Source organism: Spongiivirga sp. MCCC 1A20706, assembly GCF_046524175.1.
Classification (GTDB): domain Bacteria; phylum Bacteroidota; class Bacteroidia; order Flavobacteriales; family Flavobacteriaceae; genus Spongiivirga.
On sequence record NZ_JBEFZF010000003.1, the window covers coordinates 376,100 to 401,017 of the forward strand.

16 protein-coding genes are annotated in these 24,918 nt (G+C 36.6%); 11 read left to right on the plus strand and 5 right to left on the minus strand.

The features are described 5' to 3' along the window. Nucleotides 1-141: 141 nt before the first annotated feature. The 9 genes from ABN763_RS09715 to ABN763_RS09755 all read left to right on the plus strand — a co-directional run bounded on the left by ABN763_RS09715 (nucleotide 142) and on the right by ABN763_RS09755 (nucleotide 15,771). Nucleotides 142-3,399, plus strand: coding sequence for a SusC/RagA family TonB-linked outer membrane protein (locus ABN763_RS09715; protein ID WP_410485263.1), 3,258 nt, complete (start codon nucleotides 142-144; stop codon nucleotides 3,397-3,399). A gap of 27 nt (nucleotides 3,400-3,426) precedes the next feature. Then, nucleotides 3,427-5,100: a SusD/RagB family nutrient-binding outer membrane lipoprotein gene (locus ABN763_RS09720; RefSeq protein WP_410485264.1), complete on the plus strand. Its 1,674-nt coding sequence runs from the start codon at nucleotides 3,427-3,429 to the stop codon at nucleotides 5,098-5,100. Between the two features lie 13 nt (nucleotides 5,101-5,113). Beyond that, nucleotides 5,114-6,442: a hypothetical protein gene (locus tag ABN763_RS09725; protein ID WP_410485265.1), complete on the plus strand. Its 1,329-nt coding sequence runs from the start codon at nucleotides 5,114-5,116 to the stop codon at nucleotides 6,440-6,442. Nucleotides 6,443-6,540: 98 nt separating this feature from the next. After that, on the plus strand, nucleotides 6,541-7,896 hold the full coding sequence (locus ABN763_RS09730; RefSeq protein WP_410485266.1) for an aryl-sulfate sulfotransferase: 1,356 nt from the start codon (nucleotides 6,541-6,543) through the stop codon (nucleotides 7,894-7,896). A 63-nt stretch (nucleotides 7,897-7,959) separates the two neighbouring features. Then, nucleotides 7,960-8,703 (plus strand): hypothetical protein, encoded by a 744-nt coding sequence (locus tag ABN763_RS09735; RefSeq protein WP_410485267.1) that lies wholly within the window; start codon nucleotides 7,960-7,962, stop codon nucleotides 8,701-8,703. Between the two features lie 89 nt (nucleotides 8,704-8,792). Beyond that, on the plus strand, nucleotides 8,793-11,567 hold the full coding sequence (locus ABN763_RS09740) for a TonB-dependent receptor (protein WP_410485268.1): 2,775 nt from the start codon (nucleotides 8,793-8,795) through the stop codon (nucleotides 11,565-11,567). Nucleotides 11,568-11,573: 6 nt separating this feature from the next. Next, nucleotides 11,574-12,779 (plus strand): DUF4249 domain-containing protein, encoded by a 1,206-nt coding sequence (locus tag ABN763_RS09745; RefSeq protein WP_410485269.1) that lies wholly within the window; start codon nucleotides 11,574-11,576, stop codon nucleotides 12,777-12,779. After that, on the plus strand, nucleotides 12,776-13,996 hold the full coding sequence (locus ABN763_RS09750; RefSeq protein ID WP_410485270.1) for a DUF4249 domain-containing protein: 1,221 nt from the start codon (nucleotides 12,776-12,778) through the stop codon (nucleotides 13,994-13,996). The genes ABN763_RS09745 and ABN763_RS09750 overlap by 4 nt, the downstream gene beginning before the upstream one ends. A 2-nt stretch (nucleotides 13,997-13,998) precedes the next feature. Beyond that, nucleotides 13,999-15,771 carry a hypothetical protein gene (locus ABN763_RS09755; RefSeq protein WP_410485271.1) on the plus strand — a complete coding sequence of 591 codons (1,773 nt, stop codon included), beginning with the start codon at nucleotides 13,999-14,001 and terminating at the stop codon, nucleotides 15,769-15,771. A 1-nt stretch (nucleotide 15,772) separates the two neighbouring features. On the opposite strand, the gene ABN763_RS09760 is transcribed toward ABN763_RS09755, so the two are convergent. Next, entirely contained in the window at nucleotides 15,773-19,069 is a 3,297-nt protein-coding gene (locus ABN763_RS09760; protein ID WP_410485272.1) for a VCBS repeat-containing protein, read from the minus strand. A 90-nt stretch (nucleotides 19,070-19,159) separates the two neighbouring features. On the opposite strand from ABN763_RS09760, the gene rlmB reads away from it, so the two are divergent. Further along, nucleotides 19,160-19,894 (plus strand): 23S rRNA (guanosine(2251)-2'-O)-methyltransferase RlmB, encoded by a 735-nt coding sequence (gene rlmB / locus ABN763_RS09765; RefSeq protein WP_410485273.1) that lies wholly within the window; start codon nucleotides 19,160-19,162, stop codon nucleotides 19,892-19,894. A 2-nt stretch (nucleotides 19,895-19,896) separates the two neighbouring features. Here rlmB and ABN763_RS09770 read toward each other — a convergent pair whose 3' ends face one another. Next, nucleotides 19,897-20,652, minus strand: coding sequence for a rhomboid family intramembrane serine protease (locus tag ABN763_RS09770; RefSeq protein ID WP_410485274.1), 756 nt, complete (start codon nucleotides 20,650-20,652; stop codon nucleotides 19,897-19,899). 138 nt (nucleotides 20,653-20,790) lie between these two features. On the opposite strand from ABN763_RS09770, the gene ABN763_RS09775 reads away from it, so the two are divergent. Then, nucleotides 20,791-22,068, plus strand: coding sequence for a replication-associated recombination protein A (locus ABN763_RS09775; RefSeq protein WP_410485275.1), 1,278 nt, complete (start codon nucleotides 20,791-20,793; stop codon nucleotides 22,066-22,068). Here ABN763_RS09775 and ABN763_RS09780 read toward each other — a convergent pair. The 3 genes from ABN763_RS09780 to ABN763_RS09790 are packed head-to-tail and all read right to left on the minus strand — an operon-like array spanning nucleotide 22,065 to nucleotide 24,912. Next, entirely contained in the window at nucleotides 22,065-22,907 is an 843-nt protein-coding gene (locus ABN763_RS09780) for a hypothetical protein (protein ID WP_410485276.1), read from the minus strand. The genes ABN763_RS09775 and ABN763_RS09780 overlap by 4 nt on opposite strands. 5 nt (nucleotides 22,908-22,912) lie before the next feature. Further along, complete coding sequence (locus ABN763_RS09785; RefSeq protein WP_410485277.1) at nucleotides 22,913-24,355, minus strand: DUF5723 family protein; 1,443 nt, start codon at nucleotides 24,353-24,355, stop codon at nucleotides 22,913-22,915. Then, nucleotides 24,352-24,912, minus strand: coding sequence for a hypothetical protein (locus ABN763_RS09790; RefSeq protein ID WP_410485278.1), 561 nt, complete (start codon nucleotides 24,910-24,912; stop codon nucleotides 24,352-24,354). Before ABN763_RS09790 ends, ABN763_RS09785 begins: the two co-directional genes overlap by 4 nt. Between the last annotated feature and the right edge of the window lie 6 nt (nucleotides 24,913-24,918).

A 24,918-nucleotide genomic window follows, 5' to 3' on the forward strand; every position in this document is an offset into this window, starting at 1 on the left:
ATTTGTTTTTCTCAAAAAACACGTTGACATGAACAAAACATAACAAATACTTAACAGAAAGTTAATTTTTATGAAAAAAAAGTTGTGCGGTTAACATTAAATTAAGATTTTTGGCGATAGCTAATTCAAATAATTTAAAAAATGAAAACAAAGTTTAGTGGATTTTTAACGCTATTATTGGCGTTTGTAGTACACCTATCCTTTGCGCAGGAAAAGACCATAACCGGTGTTGTCACCGATCAAAGTGGACTCCCTCTTCCAGGTGCTAGTGTAGTTGTAAAAGGTACCGCAACCGGTACTCAAACTGATTTTGATGGAAACTATTCCATTCAAGCTAGTGTAGGCCAGACATTGGTATTTTCTTATGTAGGCCAGAAAACTGAAGAACGTACGGTTGGTGCATCAAACACCATAAACGTTCAGTTAAACGAAGATGCGACAGCGCTTGAAGAAGTAGTTGTTACAGCACAAGGTATCAAAAGAGAGAAGAAAGCTTTAGGTTATGCTGTATCCTCCGTTGGATCCGAAGCTCTTGAGTCTAGAGCTGAAGGTGATGTAGCTAGAATCTTAACTGGTAAGGCATCGGGAGTTCAAATTACTGCTGCCGGTGGTATGTCAGGATCTGCTACCAACGTAACCGTTCGTGGTTTGAGTTCATTTAGTGGTAGTAACCAAGCCTTATTTATAGTTGATGGCGTGCCATTTAGTAACGACACGAATGCTTCTGGGAACTTCCTTAACGGAAATACTGGTTCTTCACGTTTTTTAGATATTGATCCAAACAACATCGAAAGCGTTGAAGTTCTTAAGGGATTAGCGGCAACAACTCTTTATGGAACTTTAGGAAAAAATGGAGTTATTCTGATAACAACAAAAGCAGCTTCAAGTTCAGGAGGCACCAAAAAAACCGAGATTACAGTTAACCAATCGTATTTCGTAAATGAGATGGCATCAATTCCAGATTACCAAGATCAATACGGAAATGGTTTCGATCAAGCCTTCGGTTGGTTTTTCAGTAACTGGGGACCAAGTTTCGATGAAGGTGGAATTGATGGATGGGGAAATAGTGTAAATGCAGACCCAAATAGAGGTTATAATGCTGATGGTACTTTACTTCACCCATACGCAAGTTCAGCATTCTTAAATCCTGATGGACCAAATACAGGATCTAGCCCGTTGGCGCAACAATTTGCAAACCAAAGATACGAGTGGAGACCGTATGATTCTGTAGATAATTTCTTCCGTCCTGGCGGTGTTAGTACAACCAGTGTCAATATTACTGGTTTAGGAAATGAAAATACCTCATACAACGTGAATGTGGGTTATCTTGATGATGAAGGTTTTACACCTGGTAACTCATTAAGCAGATTTAATATTTCCGTTGGTGGTCGCTCAAGATTATCTAATAAGTTTACGGTAACTTCCACAATAAATTATGCGAGATCTGATTATAAATCTCCTCCAATTGCGGCTAGTAGAGGTAATGGTACTTTAGGACTTTCCGTATATGGTAATGTTTTATTTACCCCTAGAAGTGTTGACTTATTAGGATTACCATTTGAAAACCCTGTTGACGGTTCCAGTATTTATTATCGTAATGGTAATGATATTATTAACCCACGTTGGACAGCTAAAAACGTTACCAACAGACAAATTACCAATCGTGTTTTCTGGAATGCTGCTTTAAATTACGAACTAAGCGAAAATTTGAATCTTTCTTGGAGAACTGGTTTCGACTTTTATAACGAAAGAAACATTAACAGCTCTAACAAAGGTGGAGTTGAATTTAATCAAGCTATTTTCGGATTCTTAAATACATTTGACAATAACAATACCATTTGGGATCACTTCCTTTCATTAAATGGTAACTATGATATTTCTGACAAGATTGGCATGACCTTTACAGTAGGTGCAACAGCACGTCGCGATGCATTTGACCAACAAGGTGTTGCAAGTACAGGTCAGATTGTTTTTGGTGTTAAAAGACATTTTAACTACGAAAATCAACTGCCAATACAATCAACCTTTAATCGAAACATTGTAGGTCTTCTAGGTCAAGCAACTTTTGACTACGACAACAAGTTATTTGTCAATTTATCGACAAGGTCAGACTGGGTATCAACTTTAACTAAGGATAATAGGAGTAGAACTTATCCAAGTGCCAGTGTATCATTTTTACCAACTGCAGCATTTGATGGATTACGATCTGAAAATGGTCTTAACTACTTGAAGTTACGTGCTAGTTTTGGTACATCTGCAAACTTTGACTTCCCAAGATTTTATCCAACAGTGGATGTTGTAGAACAAGATACTCAAGTATTTGATGCAGGTGGCTCAATCACAACAAATCAGATTTCTAACTTTAGAGCAAATCCCGATTTAAAACCTGAGTTATTACAAGAATATGAATTCGGATTTGAGTCTCGTTTCTTAAAAAATCGTGTTTCTTTAGATTTCACTTACTTTGACAGAAGAACTAAAGACCTGATCGTAAACGAACCGTTATCACCTTCTACTGGTTTTACTTTTACAAACAGTAACATCGGTGAAGTGAAAAACTCTGGTATTGAAGCAGATCTTTCTATTGATTGGATTAAAAATGAGAATTTCTCTTGGAGTACAAGTGTGAATTTCTTTGCTAACAACGAAGAAGTTGTTGAACAAGAGCAAGACATTATTATCTATGCTGGTAGCACCGCATTGTTCGTAGGTGGTAATGCCGCTGTTGAAGGAGAATCTTTAGGTAGTATTGTTGGTACCGCTTTTGCAAGAGATGATAATGGTAACTTATTGGTTAATGCAGCTGGTAACTACGTAATTGCCGAGCAAGATAATGACGGTAATGTGCCAATTATTGGTGATGCAGTTCCAGACTTTACAATGAACTACATCAACTCAATTCGATACAAAAACTGGAATTTAGGTTTCCAAGTACAACATATTAAAGGTGGAGACATCGTATCAAGTACAGTTGCCACTTTACTAGGTCGTGGTTTGATTGAGGAAACTGCAGATCGTGTTGATACATTTATCGTTCCTGGTGTACGTCAAGATAATGGTCAGCCTAACGATATTCAAATTAACAACTCTACCTATTACTTTAGTAACTTGTTATTCGGACCGGTAGAGGCAAAAGTGTACGATGCATCAGTAATTCGTCTTCAAGAAGTATCTTTAGGATATTCTTTCCCTCAAAAGTTCTTGGACAAAACACCATTTGGATCGCTAACTGTTACAGCACAAGGATTCAATTTATGGTATGACGCTTACAACACGCCTGATGGAGCTAATTTTGATCCTAACGTACAAGGTGCTGGTGTTGGTAACGCTAGAGGATTTGATTTCTTGAACGGACCAAGTTCAAGAAGATATGGATTCAGCATCAGAGCTTCATTCTAATAACGAAAAAGTATAATAGATATAATGATGAAAAAGTTTTTAAAATATATAACCGTGGCAGTCATAGCAGGAGGTATTTTTACTTCTTGTGAAACCACGGAATTAGATGGTCGTATTAGTCCGAATGACTTAGCGGCTGATCAAGCAGATCCCAATTTGCTTCTTAACTCTGTTCAGCTCGCATATGTTTCCAACATGGATGTATTGAGCGACTTAGGAGCTGAGTTAACCCGTATCGATTATATGGGAGGGCGTAACTATTTTAATAATTATCCTGGTTCTACATTAAATGGTGTATGGTCAAGAACCTACAGTAGTGGGGTAAATGACCCAGGAGCTGGTGTAAGTGTTGGTATGTTTACCAACGTTGCTACTCTTCAGGAAATTGATGCAGCATCTGAAACCGATTATTCGTTTCACATTGCAGTAGGCCAAACATTAAAAGCCCACATGCTTTTATTGTTAGTTGATTTTGTAGGTGAAGCTGCCTTAAGCGAGGCAGGGCAACCTGTTGAATTTCCAGCGCCTAATTTAGATGCTGGTGCAGATGTATATGCTGGAGCACTTCAATTGTTAAGTGAAGCCGAAGCATTATTTGCTGCAGGTCCAGCCACCCAAGGTGCAACAGATATGTTTTACGGAGGAAATACCGGTAACTGGATAAGATTAATTAACTCATTGCGATTAAAAGCCTACATTACAACTGGCAATACTGCTGCGTTTAATACAGTTATCGCAAACAACAATTTTATTTCAGATTCTTCTGCTGATTTCGAGTTCCAGTACGGAACAAGTGAATTGCAACCTGATACTAGACATCCGGACTATGCTGCAGATTATACACCTAGTGGAGCAAACATCTACCAATCAAACTGGTTGATGGAGTACATGTTAGATAACAACGATCCAAGGATACGGTATTATTTCTACCGTCAACAAAATGCTACCCCTGGTGCTGATGCAGCTCCAAACGAGGAAACGCTAGCATGCTCGCTAGTACCACCTCCACCGCATTACATTAATGGCGGATTCACTTATTGTAGTGTTCCTCAAGGATACTGGGGTCGTTCACATGGTAATGATGAAGGTACACCTCCAGATAACTTTACACGAACCGCAGTAGGTGTCTATCCTGCTGGAGGCCGTTTCGATGACGATTCTTTCGGATCTGTTGGCCTAGGTTTAGGTGGTGGTGGAGCTGGTATTGAACCAATTATCCTTGCATCATATATTGATTTTTGGAGAGCTGAAGCTGCTACCTCAGAAACTGAAAAAGCTGCATTCTTAAGAAGTGGTTTAGAAAAATCTATCGCTAAAGTTCAAGGCTTTGGAAGTCTTGACGGATCAGCTGATGCAACATTCGCGCCTTCTGGTACTGATGTAAATGGTTTTATTGATTTAGTTGTTGCTGCTTACAATGATGCAGATCCTGGAGATGACAAAGAAAACATCTTGGCACAACAATATTGGGTAGCTCTATTCGGAGGTGCTACTGAAGCTTATAATTACTACAGAAGAACTGGTTATCCGAATACGCTATTGCCAAATTGGGAGCCAGATCCAGGAGTATTCCCAAGAAGTTTCTTGTATCCTCAAAACGAGGTGATAACAAATTCAAACTTAACGCAAAAGGAAACCTTGACCGAGCAAGTATTCTGGGATACCAATCCTGCAGGTCCAGCATTCCCATCAGCAAATTAAAAAAGTACAAAAAATGAAAAAAATCTTAAATAAAAGTTTGCTTAGCATGTTAGCGGGGTCATTGCTTATAATTACCTCTTGTGATAGCGATGCTTTAGTAGACGACGTAGTAGATGGAACAACGCGTGGTGCTGTACTTCGTACTCGTGCAAGCAGCGGTTCATTTGACATGTTTAGAACGGGTGATTCGTTCAACCTAACATTAGAAGAGCAAGACCGCCAAGGTGGTGAGCTTCTAGACAGAGTAGAAGTATTACTTACGTATGATGATAATAATGATCAGAATGGCGATGATTCGGCAGAATTAGTTCAAATTGCCGTACTTCCGGCAAGTGCGTTTAATACTAACGATCGCGGTTTTCCTGAGACTGATTACTCATTTACATTGCAGGAAGCATTGACAACGTTAAACATTACTTTGACGGATGTACTACCTGGTGATAGAGTATTAGTTGATTTAGTATTGTACTTAACTGATGGACGTACTTTTGGATCAGATAATTCAGCAGGAACCGTTACTGGTGGTTCATTTTATGCATCGCCGTTTCAATATATCTTAACCGTTGATGATGGTATTGATTTTGAAATAGATGACGGAGAAAGTACAAATGAAATTGATTTAACAGAGGGAGAAGTTATTGAAGACTACTCAGTAACTATTACCATTGATGACGATGAAGATGGTGTACAAATTCAAACGTTAAATGTGTATCGTGAATTTTTAGATCGAACTATCGGCGATGATGGTACCAATCTTTCAGAAGATGAAGCGCTATTTGATACAGTTGCTGCTGCTGATCTGACTAATGATGATGGTGTTCTTTCTACGACTTTTACATACACGATTGCCGATTTACTTGGCGATGATTTGACAGAAGATGATTTAGCTGTTGGTGACCAATTCAGAATACGTTACGAATTGGTAACAGCAGATGGAAGGGTTGTAACTACTGATGAAATAGATTCAGAATATTTTGATACTATTGATACCTCAGCGTGTGTTCAGCTTAATTTAGATGCACCTGTACCTGGAGAATATACTGTTGTAATGAATGACAGTTATGGAGATGGATGGAATGGTGGTTTTATCACTGTAACTATTGACGGTGGTGAAGGACTTAGATTCTCTGTAACTGAAGGTGAAGATGAAACACAGAAGTTTACAGTACCTGACGGTGCTACAAGCCTTGTGGTGACATACACCAACGGAGACTGGGATGATGAAAACTCATTCAACATTGTTGCTCCGAACGGAAATTCAGCTGCGAGTGAGGGTCCATTCCCAAGAGATAATGACGCGCCACCTGTGGCTACTGTTATTGAACTTAAAGTTTGTGAATAATTTATTATTCAAATAAGTTAAAAAGACCGCCTTAGTGCGGTCTTTTTTAATTTTTATTTATCTTTTCACCAATAAAATAACACACAACTCAGTAATGTATGAATAACAAAAAGCTATACATACTAGTTTCTTTTCTAGCAATCATTTTAGCCGCCTGCAACAAAGATTCGATGGGGAATGAAGCAGAGGCTGAAAATCCAATTGAGGAACCTGAGAATCCGGATTCTAACCCAACCGATGGCGAGGAGGGCCCAACTGATAACCCAAATGCAGGTGAGCGTGTTGGGAATGTTGAATTTTTTAACAACGATTTGATAAGTCAAGATCATATCCTTGTAAATGACGCTGGTGGTAATCGCGTTTACTTTATGGATAGACAAGGGAAAATAACATATGATTGGCCTCTAAACAACGGAGACTTAGGTAACGATTGCAAAGTATTGGAAAACGGAAAGCTATTGGCCATGCTTGAATCTGACGATCCACAAATTCTGATTGGAGGCTTTGGAGGAAAAATTGAAATCATCGATTCAAAAGGCAATGTCGAATGGTCATTTACCTATAGCGACGATTCCAAAATTTTACATCATGATGCAGAAATAATGCCTAATGGGAATATTTTGCTTATGACATGGGAAAGAAAATCAGCAACAGACGCTATTGAAAATGGATACAAACTCCAAAATGATTTATTTCCTGATGGGATTATCGAAGTAGACCCAAGAACTAATCAAATTGTATGGAAATGGGAAGCATGGCATCACTTAGTACAAGACCACGACCCAACGAAATTAAATTATGGAGTAGTTAGTGAAAATCCTCATAAAATAGATATTAACTACAACCAGCGTGAAGATGGCGATATTACCCATGGAAATGCCATTGCTTATGACCCACAAAGGGATCTTATATATTTAAGTATAAATTTTTACCACGAAATATGGGTAATTGATCATAGCACAACCATCGAAGAAGCCAAAACAAATAGCGGAGGCACTTATAATAAAGGTGGTGACTTAGTATATCGCTTTGGCAATCCGGAGGCATATCAAAATGGAGCGGGTACAAGACTTTTTACAAATAATCATTTTCCAAATTTGGATTCTGAATCCGGATATACAAAATTACTTGTGTTCGGTAATGGCAATGACAAAGAACAATCCACCGTATACGAACTAGCGTTACCGGAAGTTCTTCAATTAGGAATCGATACGGATAACGAGCCAACTATTCTATGGAGCTTCACACATCCTGATTTGTACTCACCGAAGGTTTCGGGTGCTGTGAAACTCTCCAACGGAAACATATTAATTACGGAAGGTGATGATGGAATTTGGGAGGTAACTAGAGAACATGAAGTAGTATGGAAATTTAAAGGTGACGGTTTCTATTGGAGAAGCTATGCGTATAGCAAAAATGCCACTGCAATACAAAACACGAAGATTACTTTCTAAAAGAATTTAACTTTACAACTCTGTAAAAAACATACATTTACTATCTTTATAAAAATTTTTATCATGAAAAAAACACTTTTTGTATGCTGTTCAATGTTCATCTCTTTAGCGCTACAGGCTCAGTACTCGGGTCAGGTTGCAACTAATCTTTCTTCAGGAGGCTCTAGTCAGGGCACAACGGCAGCTGCCATAACTCAATTTTTAGGCCCAGTTAATCAGGCGTTAAACAAGCGTACTTTTCGCGCTGAAGATTTTCAAGGTTCTCCTTATACCAATAATGAATTCCAATCAACAATACTAAGCTACGAAGGCGAAAAGGTTGGAACGATATTTTACCGGTATAATGCACTTAATGAAGAAGTAGAAATTAAGCAAAATAATCTTCCTACTGAGGGTATTAGAGCTTTAGGTCGCGATAAAAAGATAAACATAATCGTGGAAAACAAACCCATGAGTTTTAAAACATTTGTTGACAAAAAGAACAATACACTTAACGGATATCTAATCAGTTTAGTCAACGGTAAAAAATACGAATTATTTAAGCGTATTAATGTGAAGTTTACGGAAGGTTCCGCATCTCCTAACTCATTTGTCAAAGCTTCACCAAGTAGATTTTCTCACTTTATCGAATACTACATTCAGGAAAAAGGAGTGAATAGAATTGATGAGATTCCTCTTAAAAACAGAAAAATGGTTGCTCTTCTTAAAAATAAGGAAGATGGTTTAAAGAGTTATTTAAGTGATAATAAACTTGACATATCCAAAGAAAACGATTTGATAAAAGTCGTCAACCACTTAAATCAATAAGAATTTAAAAAAGTCACCTTGAAGGTGACTTTTTTTATACGTATATTTAGGTGAACTTAAGCAGCTAAATAACCAATCTCTAGATTTTGATGAATACCCAACTTTGGAAATTATGTGGTTTATTCCTTTTGGTTTCCTTTTTTAATTTTTCCCCCTCCTATTCGCAAGAAATTGAACAGTCTAATACTTCTAAATTTAAAGATCAACTACTTGCACTTGAAAATAAATACGGTGTTACATTCTATTACACAGAGGATTGGCTAAACAACTTGACCGCGCCTAAGACAGTGAATGCTGGAAACCTGAATGAACAGCTGCAACAACTATTAAAAGACACTTCACTTAATTTTTACTTCTACGACGATAAGACAGTTATTCTTACCAACGGTGTTGCCATTTACAACGAACTCCCAGATGGCTTTTTTATAAGATCAGACTCGACAACAAGTACTAAACCGACAACGATAAAAAGATACTCTAATCCTATTTTTGTCGAAGAATATAGGGAACAAACCAAATCCCAATTCAAAAGGGTGACCGTAGGCAAAACATCAAAAAATGCCTCTTCTAATACAGCACAGCTTTCAGGAACCGTATACAATCAAAACACCAACGAACCTATTCCCAATTTGGTTGTTAGCGTTAAAGGTTCCAACAAAAAAATAACAACGGATCAAAACGGAAACTACTCCCTTGAGTTGCCCTTAGGAAAGAATATTATTACTACACGTTCACTCGGTATTGAAAACGCGACGTTCGAAGTTCTTTTATTTAGTACGGGTACATTTAATATCCTACTTAATGAAAAAGTAGAACGTCTTGATGAGGTTACTGTAGAAGCTAATATCAAAAAAAATGTCGAAGAAGTAAGTCCCGGAACTACAAGAGTAGAAAGTGAAAAATCGAAAAATATACCGCTTGTTTTTGGTGAACGAGATATATTTCAAGTCGCCACCACCCTACCCGGCATTTCTAAAGCGGGTGAGGGCGCAGCTGGATATAACGTGCGTGGAGGAAAAACTGATCAAAATCTATTTCTGATTGACAATGCAGTACTGTATAATCCCTCCCATTTTTTCGGACTTTTTCAAGCTTTAAATCCCTATACAACCAAAGGTGTTGATATTTACAAAGGCAATATCCCAGCTCAATATGGAGGTAGACTTTCATCTGTATTCGATATTAAATCAATAACAGGCAACACACAAAATTTTCAAGGGGAAGCGTCAATTGGTCCCGTTACCGGAAATATAGCGTTACAGATACCCATAAAAAAAGAAAAAAGTTCATTAGTTGTTGGCGCGCGTGGCACCTATTCTGACTGGATTTTACGAAGCCTAGATGATCCACAACTCAACGGAAGCAGCGCTAACTTTTTCGACGTTATTGCCAAATATGACCATAATTTCAATGAAAATTCTAATTTGAGTACTTCAGCTTATTACAGTCGCGATGCATTCAATATTACAGCGGACTCTCTTTTTTCATATCAAAACAGAATTTTCAATGCAAAATGGAATCATAAACTTGGTGAAAAAGCTCGTGGAAGCCTATCGGCATACAACAGTGATTACCGCTTTGAAATTGATTTTGAGGAAGATTCAAATACAGACTTTATTTTGGACTATAATGTGAACGAAACTGAATTAAAATATCACATTAATCATATAATCAGTCCTAAACACAAATTGCAATATGGCCTTTCTACTAAACTATATCAAGTAAAGCCTGGTACAATAGCACCGCAAGGATCAGAATCACAAGTTGAAACAAGAGCAATACCTAAAGAACAAGGACTAGAGTCAGCATTGTATATTGGTGATCTTTACAAACTCAATGATAAACTTGAAATTGATGCTAGTGCGCGTTTTTCAATATTCAATTCATTAGGGCCGGCCACGGTAAGAGAATATCTAGAAGGTGTGCCGCGTAGTGATGAATCACGAATCGTAAATGAAGAAGTAGGCAATAACGAAATTATCGAAACTTACGTTGGTCCGGAATTTCGAATATCAGGACGTTATTTAGTCACTCCAACCCTTTCTATTAAAGCAGGGTTCAATAGTGGATATCAATATATCCACTCTTTATCAAATAATACAACAGCTTCACCCCTTGATACCTGGAAGCTATCAGACAATAATATTAAGCCTCAAAATGGGTATCAAGTTTCACTTGGCCTGTTTAAAAACTTAAAGGAAAACCAATTTGAAATTAGCCTTGAAGGTTACTACAAAAGATTTGATAACGCCCTTGATTTTAAAACTGGAGCTGATTTATTGTTAAATGAAACGATCGAAACAGAAGTGCTTCAAGGAAAAGGAAAGGCTTATGGTATTGAATTTCTTGTAAAGAAAAATTGGGGTAGACTCAATGGGTGGTTAAGTTATACTTATTCTCGTTCGTTATTGCAGTTTCAAAGTACTTTTCCTGAAGAAGAAATTAATAATGGTGATTTTTTTCCAGCTAATTTTGACAAACCCCATGATATAAGCCTTGTCACTAATTTTAAAATCTCTCAACGCTTTAGTTTCTCTGGTAATTTTGTGTATCAAACAGGTCGTCCTATCACTTACCCTATAGGGACTTACCAGTTTAATAATTCAGAGTTTGTTATTTATAGCGAACGAAATGAGTTTAGAATTCCAGATTTTTACCGACTTGATCTGAGTTTTAATATGGAAGGTAATCATAAGCTAAACAAACCTGGACACAGCTTTTGGACATTTTCCGTATACAATGTGCTAGGTAGAAATAACCCATACTCAATATTCTTTGTTACCGATGAAGGCCGAGTAAAAGCATTGCAAAGCTCTATCTTTGCTATCCCAATTCCCTCAATTACCTATAATATTAAGTTTTAATCTGGAGTGAATCTTAAAAAGAACATAACACAAATTATAATCCTAATCATATGTTTAGGAATCGGTTCATGTATTGAAGAAATACCACTTATATCTTCACAAAGTGAGCAAAATTCTTTCTTGGTGGTTCAGGCGGAGTTAACAGACAGTTTAAGCACTCAAAAGATTTTTTTATCAAGAAGCTCTTTATTAAATAGTGAAGAAATACTCTTTGAGCAAAATGCTCAAGTTTCAATAGAAGATTCTAGTGGAAATATATTCTCTTTTCAAGAAATTAGCCCCGGAGAATATCACTCAATAGCACCATTTAATGCTACGGTTGATGTTTCTTATCAATTAAACATTAACACCAACGACAACCTACGTTATACATCGAGTGCTGAAATGCTTTCAGGAACAGCAAAAATCGACCGCTTGTACGTTGAACGAATAGTATCTGATAAGGGAATCGAAGGTGTTGGCGTATTTGTTGATAGTGAAAACCTCAATCTCAACGCTCAAAATTATCGTTTTGAATACGATGAAACATTCAAAGTAATTGCACCTTTATGGAATGCTTTTGATGCAATTGTTGTATCCACTAGTCCACCAGAAGTTGATATAGAGCTGCGTGAAAAAGAAGAACGCATATGCTTCGAGGATCGTTTTTCAAGATCAATCATACTTGGGAGCACTAGTGATTTGAGTAGTAATTCACTGAATCGGTTTTTGGTAACTTTTTTGCCAAGAACTGATTATGCAATCTCACATCGATACTCCATTCTGGTAAAACAAAAAGCTATTTCCGCAGAAAACCTAAGCTTCTACCAAACACTGAAAGACCTGTCAAATTCCGAAAGTATCTTTACTGATACGCAACCTGGTTTTCTCGAAGGAAATATACGCTCGATAGATAATGAAGAGGAAAAAGTAGTAGGACTGTTTGAAGTTAACTCAGTACAATCACAGCGTCTTTTTTTTAATTATGAAGACCTATTTCCAGGAGAAGAACTTCCTCCATATGCAATCAATTGTAATTTGGTTTCTCCTCCTCTAGTTACACCGGGTGGTAGATCACCACTAATAGAGGCGATACTGAGTGGACGGTTAAAATATTTCGCATTAAATGAAGGCCAAATTCCTGATGGTGGACCGTTTTTAATGACGGCAAGAGCCTGTAGTGATTGTACAGCTTTAGGTAGCAACGTAATTCCCGAATTTTGGACAGAATGAAACAGAGACAAAAACATATCATTGCGTATTTTCTGCTTTTTATTTTCTTGGTATCTTGTCTTGAAGAGGTTCCTTTAGAAACCCAAAATTCTGAAATTGAAAATTTAGTGGTTGTCGAAGCAACAATTACTGATCAAAATATACAGCAAACCATTAAATTATCGTTCTCCAAGAAGTTTGAAGAAGAGACTTTTCTACCATTGAGTAATGCTCAAGTAACTGTTTTAAGCAGTGAAGGTGGTTCATTTTCATTTTTCGAGCAATCTCCAGGTATATATGTCTCTACAAATACATTTAGCGCCAACCCTGAAAGCACCTATCAACTTAACGTAGAAACTCCCGGAGGCCGAAGAATCATCTCTGAACAAGAACAAATTGCTGGTTCAGCAAATATTGAGGAAATTTTAGCGGTACCGACTATTAACGACAAAGGTATTGAAGGCATTGCTTTACGAGTAGCAACCTCATCCTTGTTCGGTGTTACCAGGTTTTTTAGATATGAATATCAAGAAACTTACAAAATTATTGCACCCAATTGGAATCCTTTTGAATTTGATATTATAAATGACCAGTTCCCTGATTTTGAAGTTGGCATTAAGCCCAGAATTGAAGAACAACAAACATGTTTTGGAAATAATTCATCACTTAGCATCATATTAAATGAGACCGTATCTAATGATGGTAATGACGCTTTCGAATTTAGATTTTTAAGCCGCGAAGATCCTTTTCTGGCACATCGATATAGTGTTAATTTGGTTCAATACACCCAATCGGCAAAAGCAGCTAATTATTGGAAAACATTGCAAGATTTTTCCGATCAAGAAAACATCTTCTCCCAGGTTCAGCCAGGATTTCTTAGTGGAAATCTGGAAAGCATATCAGATGATAATTTGGTTGTCGGTTTTTTCGAAGTGGCTTCTGTAACACAAAAGCGTGTTTTCATAAATAGAGATGATTTCTATAATCAAGAAGAAAACCGACCTTATTTTTTAGACTGTTCTGCAATTGGCGCAACTCCTTTGTTTTCCCTTGGAGCCCACCAAATGGGCGTTACAACCTCTCCCCTAATTGACGCTATCAGAGCTGGACTTATTGTTTATTACGGTGTAAATGAAAATCCGACCGACGTATTAGGACCTTACTTTGTTACTGCGCGAGAATGTGGAGACTGTACGGCACTCGGGTCGAATGTAAAACCAGAATTTTGGACTGATTAACTATGACATTACGTATTTATATAGCATCCGCAATTATCTGCCTTTCTGTTTTCAAAGCAAATGGTCAAGTATTGATAAATAATGCTGAAGATCTTCGAAGTTTAGAACTCACACCAATGGAGACCGCATATTTACATTTAAATTCTAATGTATTATTTCCTGGAGAATATTTATACTACAGTTTTTACTGTATTGACGCTAGCACCTACAAATTGAGCAACATTAGTAAAGTCGGTTATGTACAATTAATCAATTCAAGCGGTGAAACGATATTAAATCAAAAAATTCGTTTAAACAAAGGAAAAGGTCAAGGCGAATTATTCATTCCTTCATCTCTAAATTCTGGAAATTATAAACTCATAGGATTTACCCGGTGGATGTCAAATGAAAATATTGATCAATTGTTTCAATCTGATATTTTACTGGTGAATCCGTATCGCACAAATCAATTTAGCGATGCTAATACAACTCTCAGTGAAGAAAGCATGACAGAAAAACCTAATGCTTCCTTAAGCGACTCAATCGTAGGTATTAGTATTGGTAAAAATAGTTTCAGCCCTCGAAGTAATTTACAACTTACTGTCCAAAACCTAAAAGGCACATTGGGAGCAGGCAGTTACTCGATTTCTGTTAGAAAAGTAGATGACCTAAATATTCCAGCCCCTACAAACCCCATTCAATACAGCAATAAATACGCTAAGCTCTCAAAAAAAATATCAAAAAAAATTGGTGACACCCTCGTAATACCCGAGCAAAAAGGAGAATTAGTTTCTTATCAGTTAATCGATAATCAAAGGCAACAACCCAAACCTAATGTCGAATTGGCGGTATCACTTCCTGGTAAGCGAAATGAGATAAAATATGCGAAAACCGATCAAAGCGGAACATTTTATTCGTATTATAAATCACCAATAGCCAGCGACAATATTTACGTACAACTTATCACTGAAGATAATAGTACTCATACATTAAAAAATTCTAAACTTAGTGACCGATTAATTAATACCAAACTCCTAACTTTCGCCAACCATAAGGTATCAACAACCGATAGCATACTCATAAAGAATAGAAGTATTCATAATCAAATTCAAAATGCATATCGCATAAACAAAAAAGATACACTGGTTAGTTCTGAACCCGAAAACCCATTTAGCAGCGATATTCCTGAAAGCTTTGTATTAGACGAATACAAACGCTTTAAGACAATGAAGGAAACTTTTGTTGAGATTGTTGTTAATGTCTCTATCAAAAAAAGAGATGGCAAGGATGTTATCTGGATCGATGAAAATACATTGAGTAACTCGAGAAGATATAAAATAGAGTATTTAGCACCTTTGGTACTGGTGGATGGTATTTATATTAAGGATCAACAAACTATTCTCGATTTTGATGCCACAAAAGTTAAAGCTGTTTATTTGTTACGTGATCGATTTTCATTAGGCAGCAAGGCTTTCAAGGGAATGATCTATTTAGAAACCTTTGATCAGCAAAATCAACCATTAATAACGAACGAAACAATTTTAGTTGCTAAGGGTAACTTTGCACAGGAAGATCGTCGCTATTTCAATCAACTTTATAGTGATAATACTGAAGATAATAGAGCGCCTGATTTTAGAACACAATTGTATTGGAATCCAAACTTTAATCTAAAAGATGATGAAATAAATTTTGATTGCTATACCTCTGACGTTAAGGGTGACTTTGAAATTATCCTGAATGGATACACTTCTTACGGAAAACCTATTCATCTTAGAAAGACTTTTAGGGTAGAATAGCCTATTCTATACTCCTAACCTGCAAAGCATCATTATTGATACCGAACAATACCAACTTCCCTAAAGTATGATGATCAATCACTAAGGCAGATTTAATATTTCCTTCTACACCCAAATTTGTGAATATGTTATTATTATATTCCAAAATAGCACCAGAACCATCCAATCTTGGTGTTTCCACTTCAGTATCATAAATATTACCTACGAGAATCATATCTTCTTCTTTGTCATTATTCATCTCAGTAGAAATACCATTTAGAATTGGAAATTTTTGATATCTACTGTCCAAATGTTTAATCTCATAGGTTCCACTGGCATTGCTTACTAATAAAATAGAGCTAAAGGTGTTTACTTCTGCCTTGTAGGCTGTCTCTAGCCTATTTTCATAAATATCACTCATACTGGCATTTGCATAATCAGCATAGGTCCCATATTTCTCTGAAATAAAAGGCATTTGCTCTGTAGAGCATTCTTTACCTCTTGAAGGCACATATTCTCCATTATATTTCTTACTGAGCACCACATCAAAGGTTCCGTTACCATCAAAATCATCCGCAAATACCTTGAAAGGTTTCTTTTTACTTGCCGAGTGCTTAATGTTAAGACCTACATTACCTAAAACAAAATCTGGGTATCCGTCTTTATTATGATCTGTTTCAGTAACACTAAACCACCACCCTTTTTCATTATCCAAATTACTTTTAGAGGCAATGTTTTCGAACTTACCATTTTGGTTTTTGAAGATTCCAGGAGCGCCCCATTCGCCTACGGCAATAAAATCTTCCCAGCCGTCATTATCAACATCTACAACTTCAACATCATTTACAATTCCCATAGAAGCAAATTCCGGTGCAACAGTATCAACAACTTCTTTCAGTTCTCCATTGTCATTTCTAAATATAAGTGATATACCTGGTTTTGGGTAATGTCTTGCCTCTATTCTATTACCTACTATAATATCAAGATCCCCATCCTTATCAAAATCAATTGCATTTACCGCTTTACCGCTTTGGCGTTGCTCATTTAATCTCGAATTCTTTTTTCGTTCAAAATTCCCATGACCATCATTAATATATAAGCGATCTATATAGTTGATTGAATTATATTCCCACTCATTACCACCGCTTACTACATAAAGATCCTGATCTCCGTCATTATCAATATCAAAAAAAACTGACTCCATATCTTCGTATATAGCATCCTGTTCGAATGCAGTTATCAGTTTATTTTTAAATCCACTATTGGTCTGAATATATAACTGGGAAGCTTGCCCTGATGCACCTCCAAAAAAAACATCTTCAAGTCCATCGCCATTAACATCAGCTTTTGATATGAATGGGCCTAAGGTGGATTGTTTGTAAGGTAACAATACTTCCTCTTTAAAGTCATTAAATACATTTTCTTTATGAACAAAGTCCAGGCCTATATTGATGGGATCAAGCTGCTTTATAATGCTTGCAGCAACAGGGGGGCGTGATAACACTGTAGAGGCATCTTCCTCTTTTACAACTAATACTTGATTTGTCTTTACCGAAGTAAGTATTTGACTTTTCCCAGAAGGCCAAGTCACTATTACACTATCAATACTCCTTATTGAATCTAAACCGAAATACAATGATGGATCTACGGAAGATAAATAGCCCCTTGTTCTTTTACTCTTTCCAATTTTTTCTTTATCCCGATATTTTAAAGAAACGCTCGCAAAACTTTCAGAAAGGCGTCCTTGAGGATTTACCTTTAGATAATTACCACTATTGTTTTCAATGCTTAAATTTTTATAGATACCTGCTGCCTCATCGATGTTATTGACAACGATATCCAAATCACCATCATTATCAAGATCTGCACTTACAGCACCATTTGAAAAAGTTGCTTCGCCAAGTCCCCATTCTTTAGCTATTTCCTCAAATTGCAAATTTCCTTTACCGCTGTACATTAAATTTGAAAGTTTTTCAGATGGCATTTGGTAGTACAATTCCTTTTTTACCTTTAAAGGGACACGACCTCTATACTTGGCCTTAGCAGCCCTTATTTTGTTCTTAAGATCATTATCCAAAGCATATCGTCGATATCCATTAGTGACAAATATGTCTTTTTTTCCGTCCAAATTGAAGTCTTCAATAAGTACCGCCCAGCTCCAATCAGTTTTAGCAACACCCGACATGTGAGCCACATTGGTAAATCTATTATTACCTTCGTTTAATTGAAGTGAATTAAACATATACTGATAAGGCATTTTCAAGCTATCTACCAGTAAGCTGAAGTTTTCAACATTCATTGAAGCCATTAGTGTTTTAGCCCGGTAATGGTCACTCGAAGCCATATCAAGCACAAACAAATCTTCTCTACCATCATCATTAGCATCTGCAATATCTACGCCCATACCGTAAAAGGAAAGTTGCTTTGTATACTCCTTAATCTTATTGTTAAATCCTCCTTTTCCATTGTTGATATACATCGCATCTGGAACATAATAATCATTTGCTATATAAATGTCTTGCCAACCATCATTGTTAATATCAGCAACACACAAACCCAGACCAAATGCAGGTTTTAACAGCCCAGCTTCCTCGGTTATATCTTCAAAAATGCCATTATTATTTTGATACAAATGAGCCGAACTTTGCTTCAACAATACTTTATCAGCAGTAAGAATTTTATAAAAAGTCGAAGGATCAGTACCATATAACTCATTTTCATTGGAAACGATACAATCAAGGTCCCCATCTTTATCATAATCAAAAAAAGACGATTGTGTACTAATGCTAGAATCGGCTAACCCCAAGGCCTCGGCGCTTTCCTCAAATGTTAGATCATGTTGGTTAATGTATAATCTATTCTTTCTAGCTTCGCCACGATTAGGCCCTCCTTGAGAGACGTAGATATCTAGCCAACCATCATTGTTCACATCGGCAAAAGTCACTCCGCTTGACCAGCCTTTGCCTTTATTTATTCCTGCTTTTTCCGAAATATCTTGAAAGACAAAATCTCCTTTGTTCAAATACAGTTTATTTTCTTGTTGATTGGCACAAAAAAATACATCTAACAAGCCATCATTATTAATATCTCCTACACCAACGCCCGAACCATTATAGAAGAAATCGTAGTCAAATAAGTTTTCTTTGGTATCAATATGATCGGTAATGGTATTTGAAAAAGCAATGTTAGATTGATCACTAGTTATTTTTTCAAACACTTTTTGAACCGCCATTTCAGGTGCAGTCTCTTCCATTTTCTTATTAGAATCACAGGAAGAAAAAATGAAAATCGCCGCTAAAAAATATATCCCAAATCTCATATGTACACTATCTAATGCGAATATCTCATTTTTTTTGAATATTCTAGCGAACAAAAGGTTCTAACAAGCATTTTAAGCTACTTTTGCACCATGAATAAGGCAACTCAAATATTCGGACTCCGAGCAATTATCGAGGCAATACACTCCGGAGATACTATAGAAAAGGTATTTTTACAAAAAGGACTTCGCGGATCGCTTTTTAAAGAATTAGAACAAGCAGCGAGAAAAAATCGGATTTCAGTAAGCTATGTCCCTATTGAAAAACTGAATAGACTTAGCAACAAAAATCATCAGGGTGCTGTTGCTAACCTCTCACCCATTGCTTACCAAGATCTTGAAACGGTAGCTCAAAACGTTATAGACACTGGTAAAACGCCTTTGTTTCTTTTGCTTGATGAGATTTCTGACGTTCGCAATTTTGGAGCTATTATTCGTACTGCTGAATGCACCGGTGTTAACGGAATTATCGTTGCAAAACAAGGAGCAGCGCCAATTAACGGAGACACTGTGAAAACAAGTGCTGGAGCAGTATTTAAAATTCCTATTTGTAAGGTAGATCATATAAAAGATGCTGTTTTCCTGCTACAATCAATGGATATAGCAATTATTGCAGCTACTGAAAAAACCGATGACAATGTATATGATGTTGATTTTAAAGTTCCTGCTGCCATTATTATGGGTTCTGAGGGAAAAGGCATCAATCCATCGGTTTTAAAACTTGTTGACCGCAGAGCTAAACTGCCTTTATTAGGTGACATAGAAAGCTTAAACGTGTCAGTAGCTTGTGGCGCCTTTTTGTATGAAGCAGTAAGACAACGAATGTAACACTACTCTTCGTCAGAAGATTCCTTTTTGCTTTTAATAAATTGATAATTGTACCGTATTGAAGTATTGCCTTCATCATGAGCATTTTCCATTTCTGAAGTAGGAACAAAATTTCCGTTCTCATCAAAATGTTGCAAAAAAGGATCCTCGGTTTCATTGTAGTTATCGCCTTCCCAATGATACTTCTCGGGTATAAACAATTTTGCATTGATAAAAAATGCGAATATCACTCCCGTAATCAAACCAGCCAGATGTCCTTCCCAAGACATATTCTCTTTTACTGGAAAAATATACCAAATCATACTACCGTAAATGAATACCACCACTAACGACAATGCAATTAACCTGTAATATTTTGTCCTAACTCCTTTAAAAAAAATAAAGCTCACCAACACATAAATTAGCCCGCTAGCACCAATATGATTCGCTGGACGGCCAATTAACCATGTTAACAACCCTGATATTAAAATACCCAGTACCAGCACCTTTATTGCAATGGGTCTATAAAAGTAAAAGAGGCCGAGTGACAATAAAAATAACGGAATTGTATTATGGTATAAATGCGATAAACTACTGTGCAAAAAAGGACTAAAAATAATCCCTGACAAACCTGATAAGGTTCTGGGCCGTACCCCATAACTACTTAAGTTTATAGAAAAGCGCAGCTCTAACCAATACACTACCCAAATTATTAATACGAGTAGCATGGGAAATGCTATGGTTACCGCTGTAAATTGAAAAGGGTCCTTTTGTTTCACAAATTAAAAATACCAAAAACAGCACCAAAAGTTTTTTTGCTGCAAAAATGTCATTAAACAGGTTGTTAATTATTATGAAATATCTCTGTAATAGAAACAAATTATTTATGTTATTTTGAAGTCTACTATGATATCATAATGAACGAACCTTTAGCCGAACGTATACGACCAAAAACACTAGAAGACTATATAAGTCAGCAACATTTGGTGGGTGAAACAGGTTCGTTGACCAATCAAATAAAGCAGGGTTTTATTCCTTCGATGATATTTTGGGGACCACCGGGTGTTGGCAAAACGACCTTAGCGAATATTATTGCCGAAGAATCAAAACGGCCATTCTATACACTTAGTGCCATTAATTCTGGTGTTAAAGACATCAGAGAAGTAATTGATAAGGCAAAACAGAGTGGTGGCCTGTTTACTGCAAAAAACCCCATTCTATTTATTGATGAAATCCATCGGTTTAGTAAGTCACAACAAGATTCACTACTTGCTGCCGTAGAAAAAGGTTGGGTGACTTTAATTGGAGCTACCACTGAGAACCCGAGTTTTGAGGTAATTCCTGCTTTGCTCTCTCGCTGTCAAGTATATGTTTTAAATGAGTTTGGGAAAGCCGATTTGATATTTTTACTAGATCGCGCCATTAAAGAAGATGTTTTAATTGCGGCAAAGAACATTACTTTAAAAGAGACTGATGCCCTGCTAAGGTTGTCGGGAGGTGATGCAAGGAAACTACTAAATATTTTCGAGCTTGTTGTGAATTCAGAAGCAAGTGATACCGTAATCATTACGAATGATATGGTCTTGCAAAAAGTCCAACAAAATACCGTGCGTTATGACAAAACCGGTGAACAACACTACGATATTATTTCAGCTTTCATAAAATCGATTAGGGGTAGTGATCCCAATGCTGCTGTTTATTGGCTGGCACGAATGATTGAAGGTGGGGAAGATGTAAAGTTTATTGCTAGAAGATTGCTCATTAGCGCATCAGAAGATATAGGACTTGCTAACCCTACTGCTTTGGTAATTGCTAACAATTGCTTTCAAGCAGTAACCACCATTGGGTATCCAGAAGCGCGTATTATACTAAGTCAATGCACTATCTACTTGGCTACTTCACCAAAAAGTAATGCGAGTTATATGGCTATTGGCAATGCTCAAAAAATGGTTAGAGAAACAGGAGACCTTCCAGTACCGTTACCCATCAGAAATGCTCCCACCAAATTAATGAAAGAGCTAGGTTACGGACAAGAATATCAATATGCACACGATTTCGCTAACAACTTTGCTGAAATGGAATTTTTACCTGAAGACATAAAAGGCAGCACCATATACCAACCAGGAAACAATAGTCGTGAGAAAGCAAATCGAGATTTTCTTAAAAATCGCTGGAAAGAAAAATACGGTTATTAAAATTTAATCTTCACTTGTGCTTTAACCACTTTTCCATTTTCAACTACTTCAACAAACCACTTATTCTCCACTTTTTTAAGTAACCCTTTATACAAATCACTATCGATAAGAAAAGAATTTTTATCAGAAGTCTTAAATATTTTAGCAACTATCTTCGGTGTTGAATTTACCAGTTGATAACCTCCATCAATAGTTTGAGCATATAACACATCACCATTAAATGCAAATTTTGTTTTAGAAGTAGTGTTATTATCCGATTTAGTTACTTTAACAATATCCTTTTTCCCTGTTTCGCTTTTTGGCTGCACTTCGATTTCCTCAAAAGGACCATTGTCTTCTACAATTGTAACGGGGGTTGTAACATCAGGAGCTTTCTCATCAACAACTACTTTTAGTTCTTCCTTTTTAGGTTCTTCATAGGTGTAACTTAAAAATTCAACTGATTGGAATGCTTGTTTAATTGCTTCGTGATAGGCCTTTTTGTAATTCTTTTCCTTACTTTTTCCTTCTTGTGAAACAAACACTTGTTCTTTATAGCAATTTTTTAAACTGATCACCATTCTCGTAGTTAACAAGCCTGACAAATTATCTACAGAAACTTGAAGTCCTTTACAGGGATCCTTAATGTAGCTTTCCGGAAGTATTTCATCATCATAAAAGACCTCAAAACCTTTTTGTTTAAAAAGATGTCTGGTCAAGGTACTAGTAAAATACTGATCATCTTTTTTTACAAAGTCAAAACGCTTGGGAATTACAACATATTTGTATTTATTTAATGTCTGTCCTATAAGAGGAAAACCAACAAAAAGGGCAAATAATACTAAGATTGCTTTTTTCATTAATGTTACTTTTTATTTGTTGGCACAACAAGATTTAGACCAAACTGTACCGATACTTTTTGAGCATCGGCTAAGTTAGCATATCCTAATAAATTATCAGCCATTAAATACAAGTTTACCGGTCCCAAGTGTGCGGACATCCCCGCACCTAAGTTAGTTGCAGAAAATGGGTCTGCCGTATAGGCCAACTTTACACGTAAACCATTAAAAAGTCTACGATAATAAAACAAACTAGCAGCTACTTTAGGACCTCTAGATCGACCTATCATAAAGGCCTGCCCTCCTACTTGATTTAAATATGTTGTTTTAGCTGTTTGCCGACAGTCGCAATCTTCACCTGTTCTAGCGACACCCCATTCATAACGCAGCGCTGCGTTAAACTTAGGCGCACGCCATCTTGTATATGCTTTTGTTATCGTATCAATAGGAAGTGCTTCTTCTAATGCTTGAGCAACATCTTCATAATAATCAACATTTGGTTGGTTAACAGTTGGAGCACCGGGAAATAGCAATTCAAAACCGTCATAGACAAAGCTACCTTGCAATTGATAAGATTCCACGTCCTTACTGTGCCTGATAAAACCAAGATCTTGTATGCTGGCAGCAAAACTTAGTTGCTCGTCAAATCGGTACGTAAACCCAGCATCGACCCCAATCCCGAGATTTCCACCCAATAAAGCTCTTTTCCTAAAAGTTGGTACGATATCAGCACCTTCAACTGGTGGATTAGCATCACTATCACTTCTTAATGATGCAATTCCCGAGGTTTGTACCAGTAAATCGGCATTGATTCGATGTTCAAAAAAGTTATTATCTGATTCTCTTGTAATAAAAGTTCCTTCGTTGTTCGTGCTTGAAGCACTGGCAATATTCGAATAAATCTTAAACCTGCCTCCTACTGTAAGTTTGTTATTTACCCTTTTATTTACCCCAACATGAAAAACCGTAAGTAAATCAGCCTTCAAATTTAAATCTCCTAAACTAAACGGTACATTAATGTTGGTAGCATTACCTTCAAAAGCCAATTTCACATAATCATTTGGCCAATACCCAAAAAAATCAAATTCCTGATACATTCCAAATGAATAACGCACGTCATCACGATATTGACCGCCTACCTTAAAGCCAACATTAAATATTTCCAATTGTTGATTAATTGAGGTGAAATCTGTTCGGTCTAACTTTGCAATTGCATTTCTGATTTTAATATTGATATCAACGCCATCAACAGCAAATACATCATATACGGAAACTCCTCCAGTGATACCCCCATCCACAGAGATCCCAGAAAGTAAAGGAATACCTGTATACCATTTATAATCAACTTCCTCACCAGGATTTACCATTAATGATTGTGGTATTTCCCTGAAACCAAACAATAAGTTTTTATTTTGTGCACCTGCAAACCAAAAACTTAATAACAATAGCGCTGTTATTATTTTTCTCATAAATCGAAATCAAAAAAGGCAGTTGCCTTTGATTTTAAAATAAACTCGCTCATGGTGGTAGCATCAAACTGTGTTGCTGATGAGTTTATAATTGTGGCAGTAAGTATTATGTTTCTTGATGAAGTAAATTGTTGCAATGAAGCATCTTCAAAAACCTCTGTTCTATCAACAATTATGGGATTTGCAAGAGATCCCTGTGGTATAGGAATATCAAACTGGTATTGTGGATTAAAATCTTCGTCAACCAATAAAAAATTAAGGTTAAAATCGGCTTCAACACTATTTTCGATATTAAATGCAAGCTCTGCTCTAATAACATTTTCAGTAAAAAAATCTTCACCGATAACATCAAAACCTAAAGTATCAACAATAGATTGGTTTTGTATGATTCCCGGTTGAGCATATTGTAATGGGCTAGCAGAAAAAGTAACCAAACTTGCGGTTAACACCGGTTGAATACTTAAGTCTTTAGCTTGTTCAAAATCTACTTGTTTTGTACATGCAGCAGCGCAAAAAACAATGAGTACCACTAAAATTGATCGCAGCAAATTCTTCATATGCAT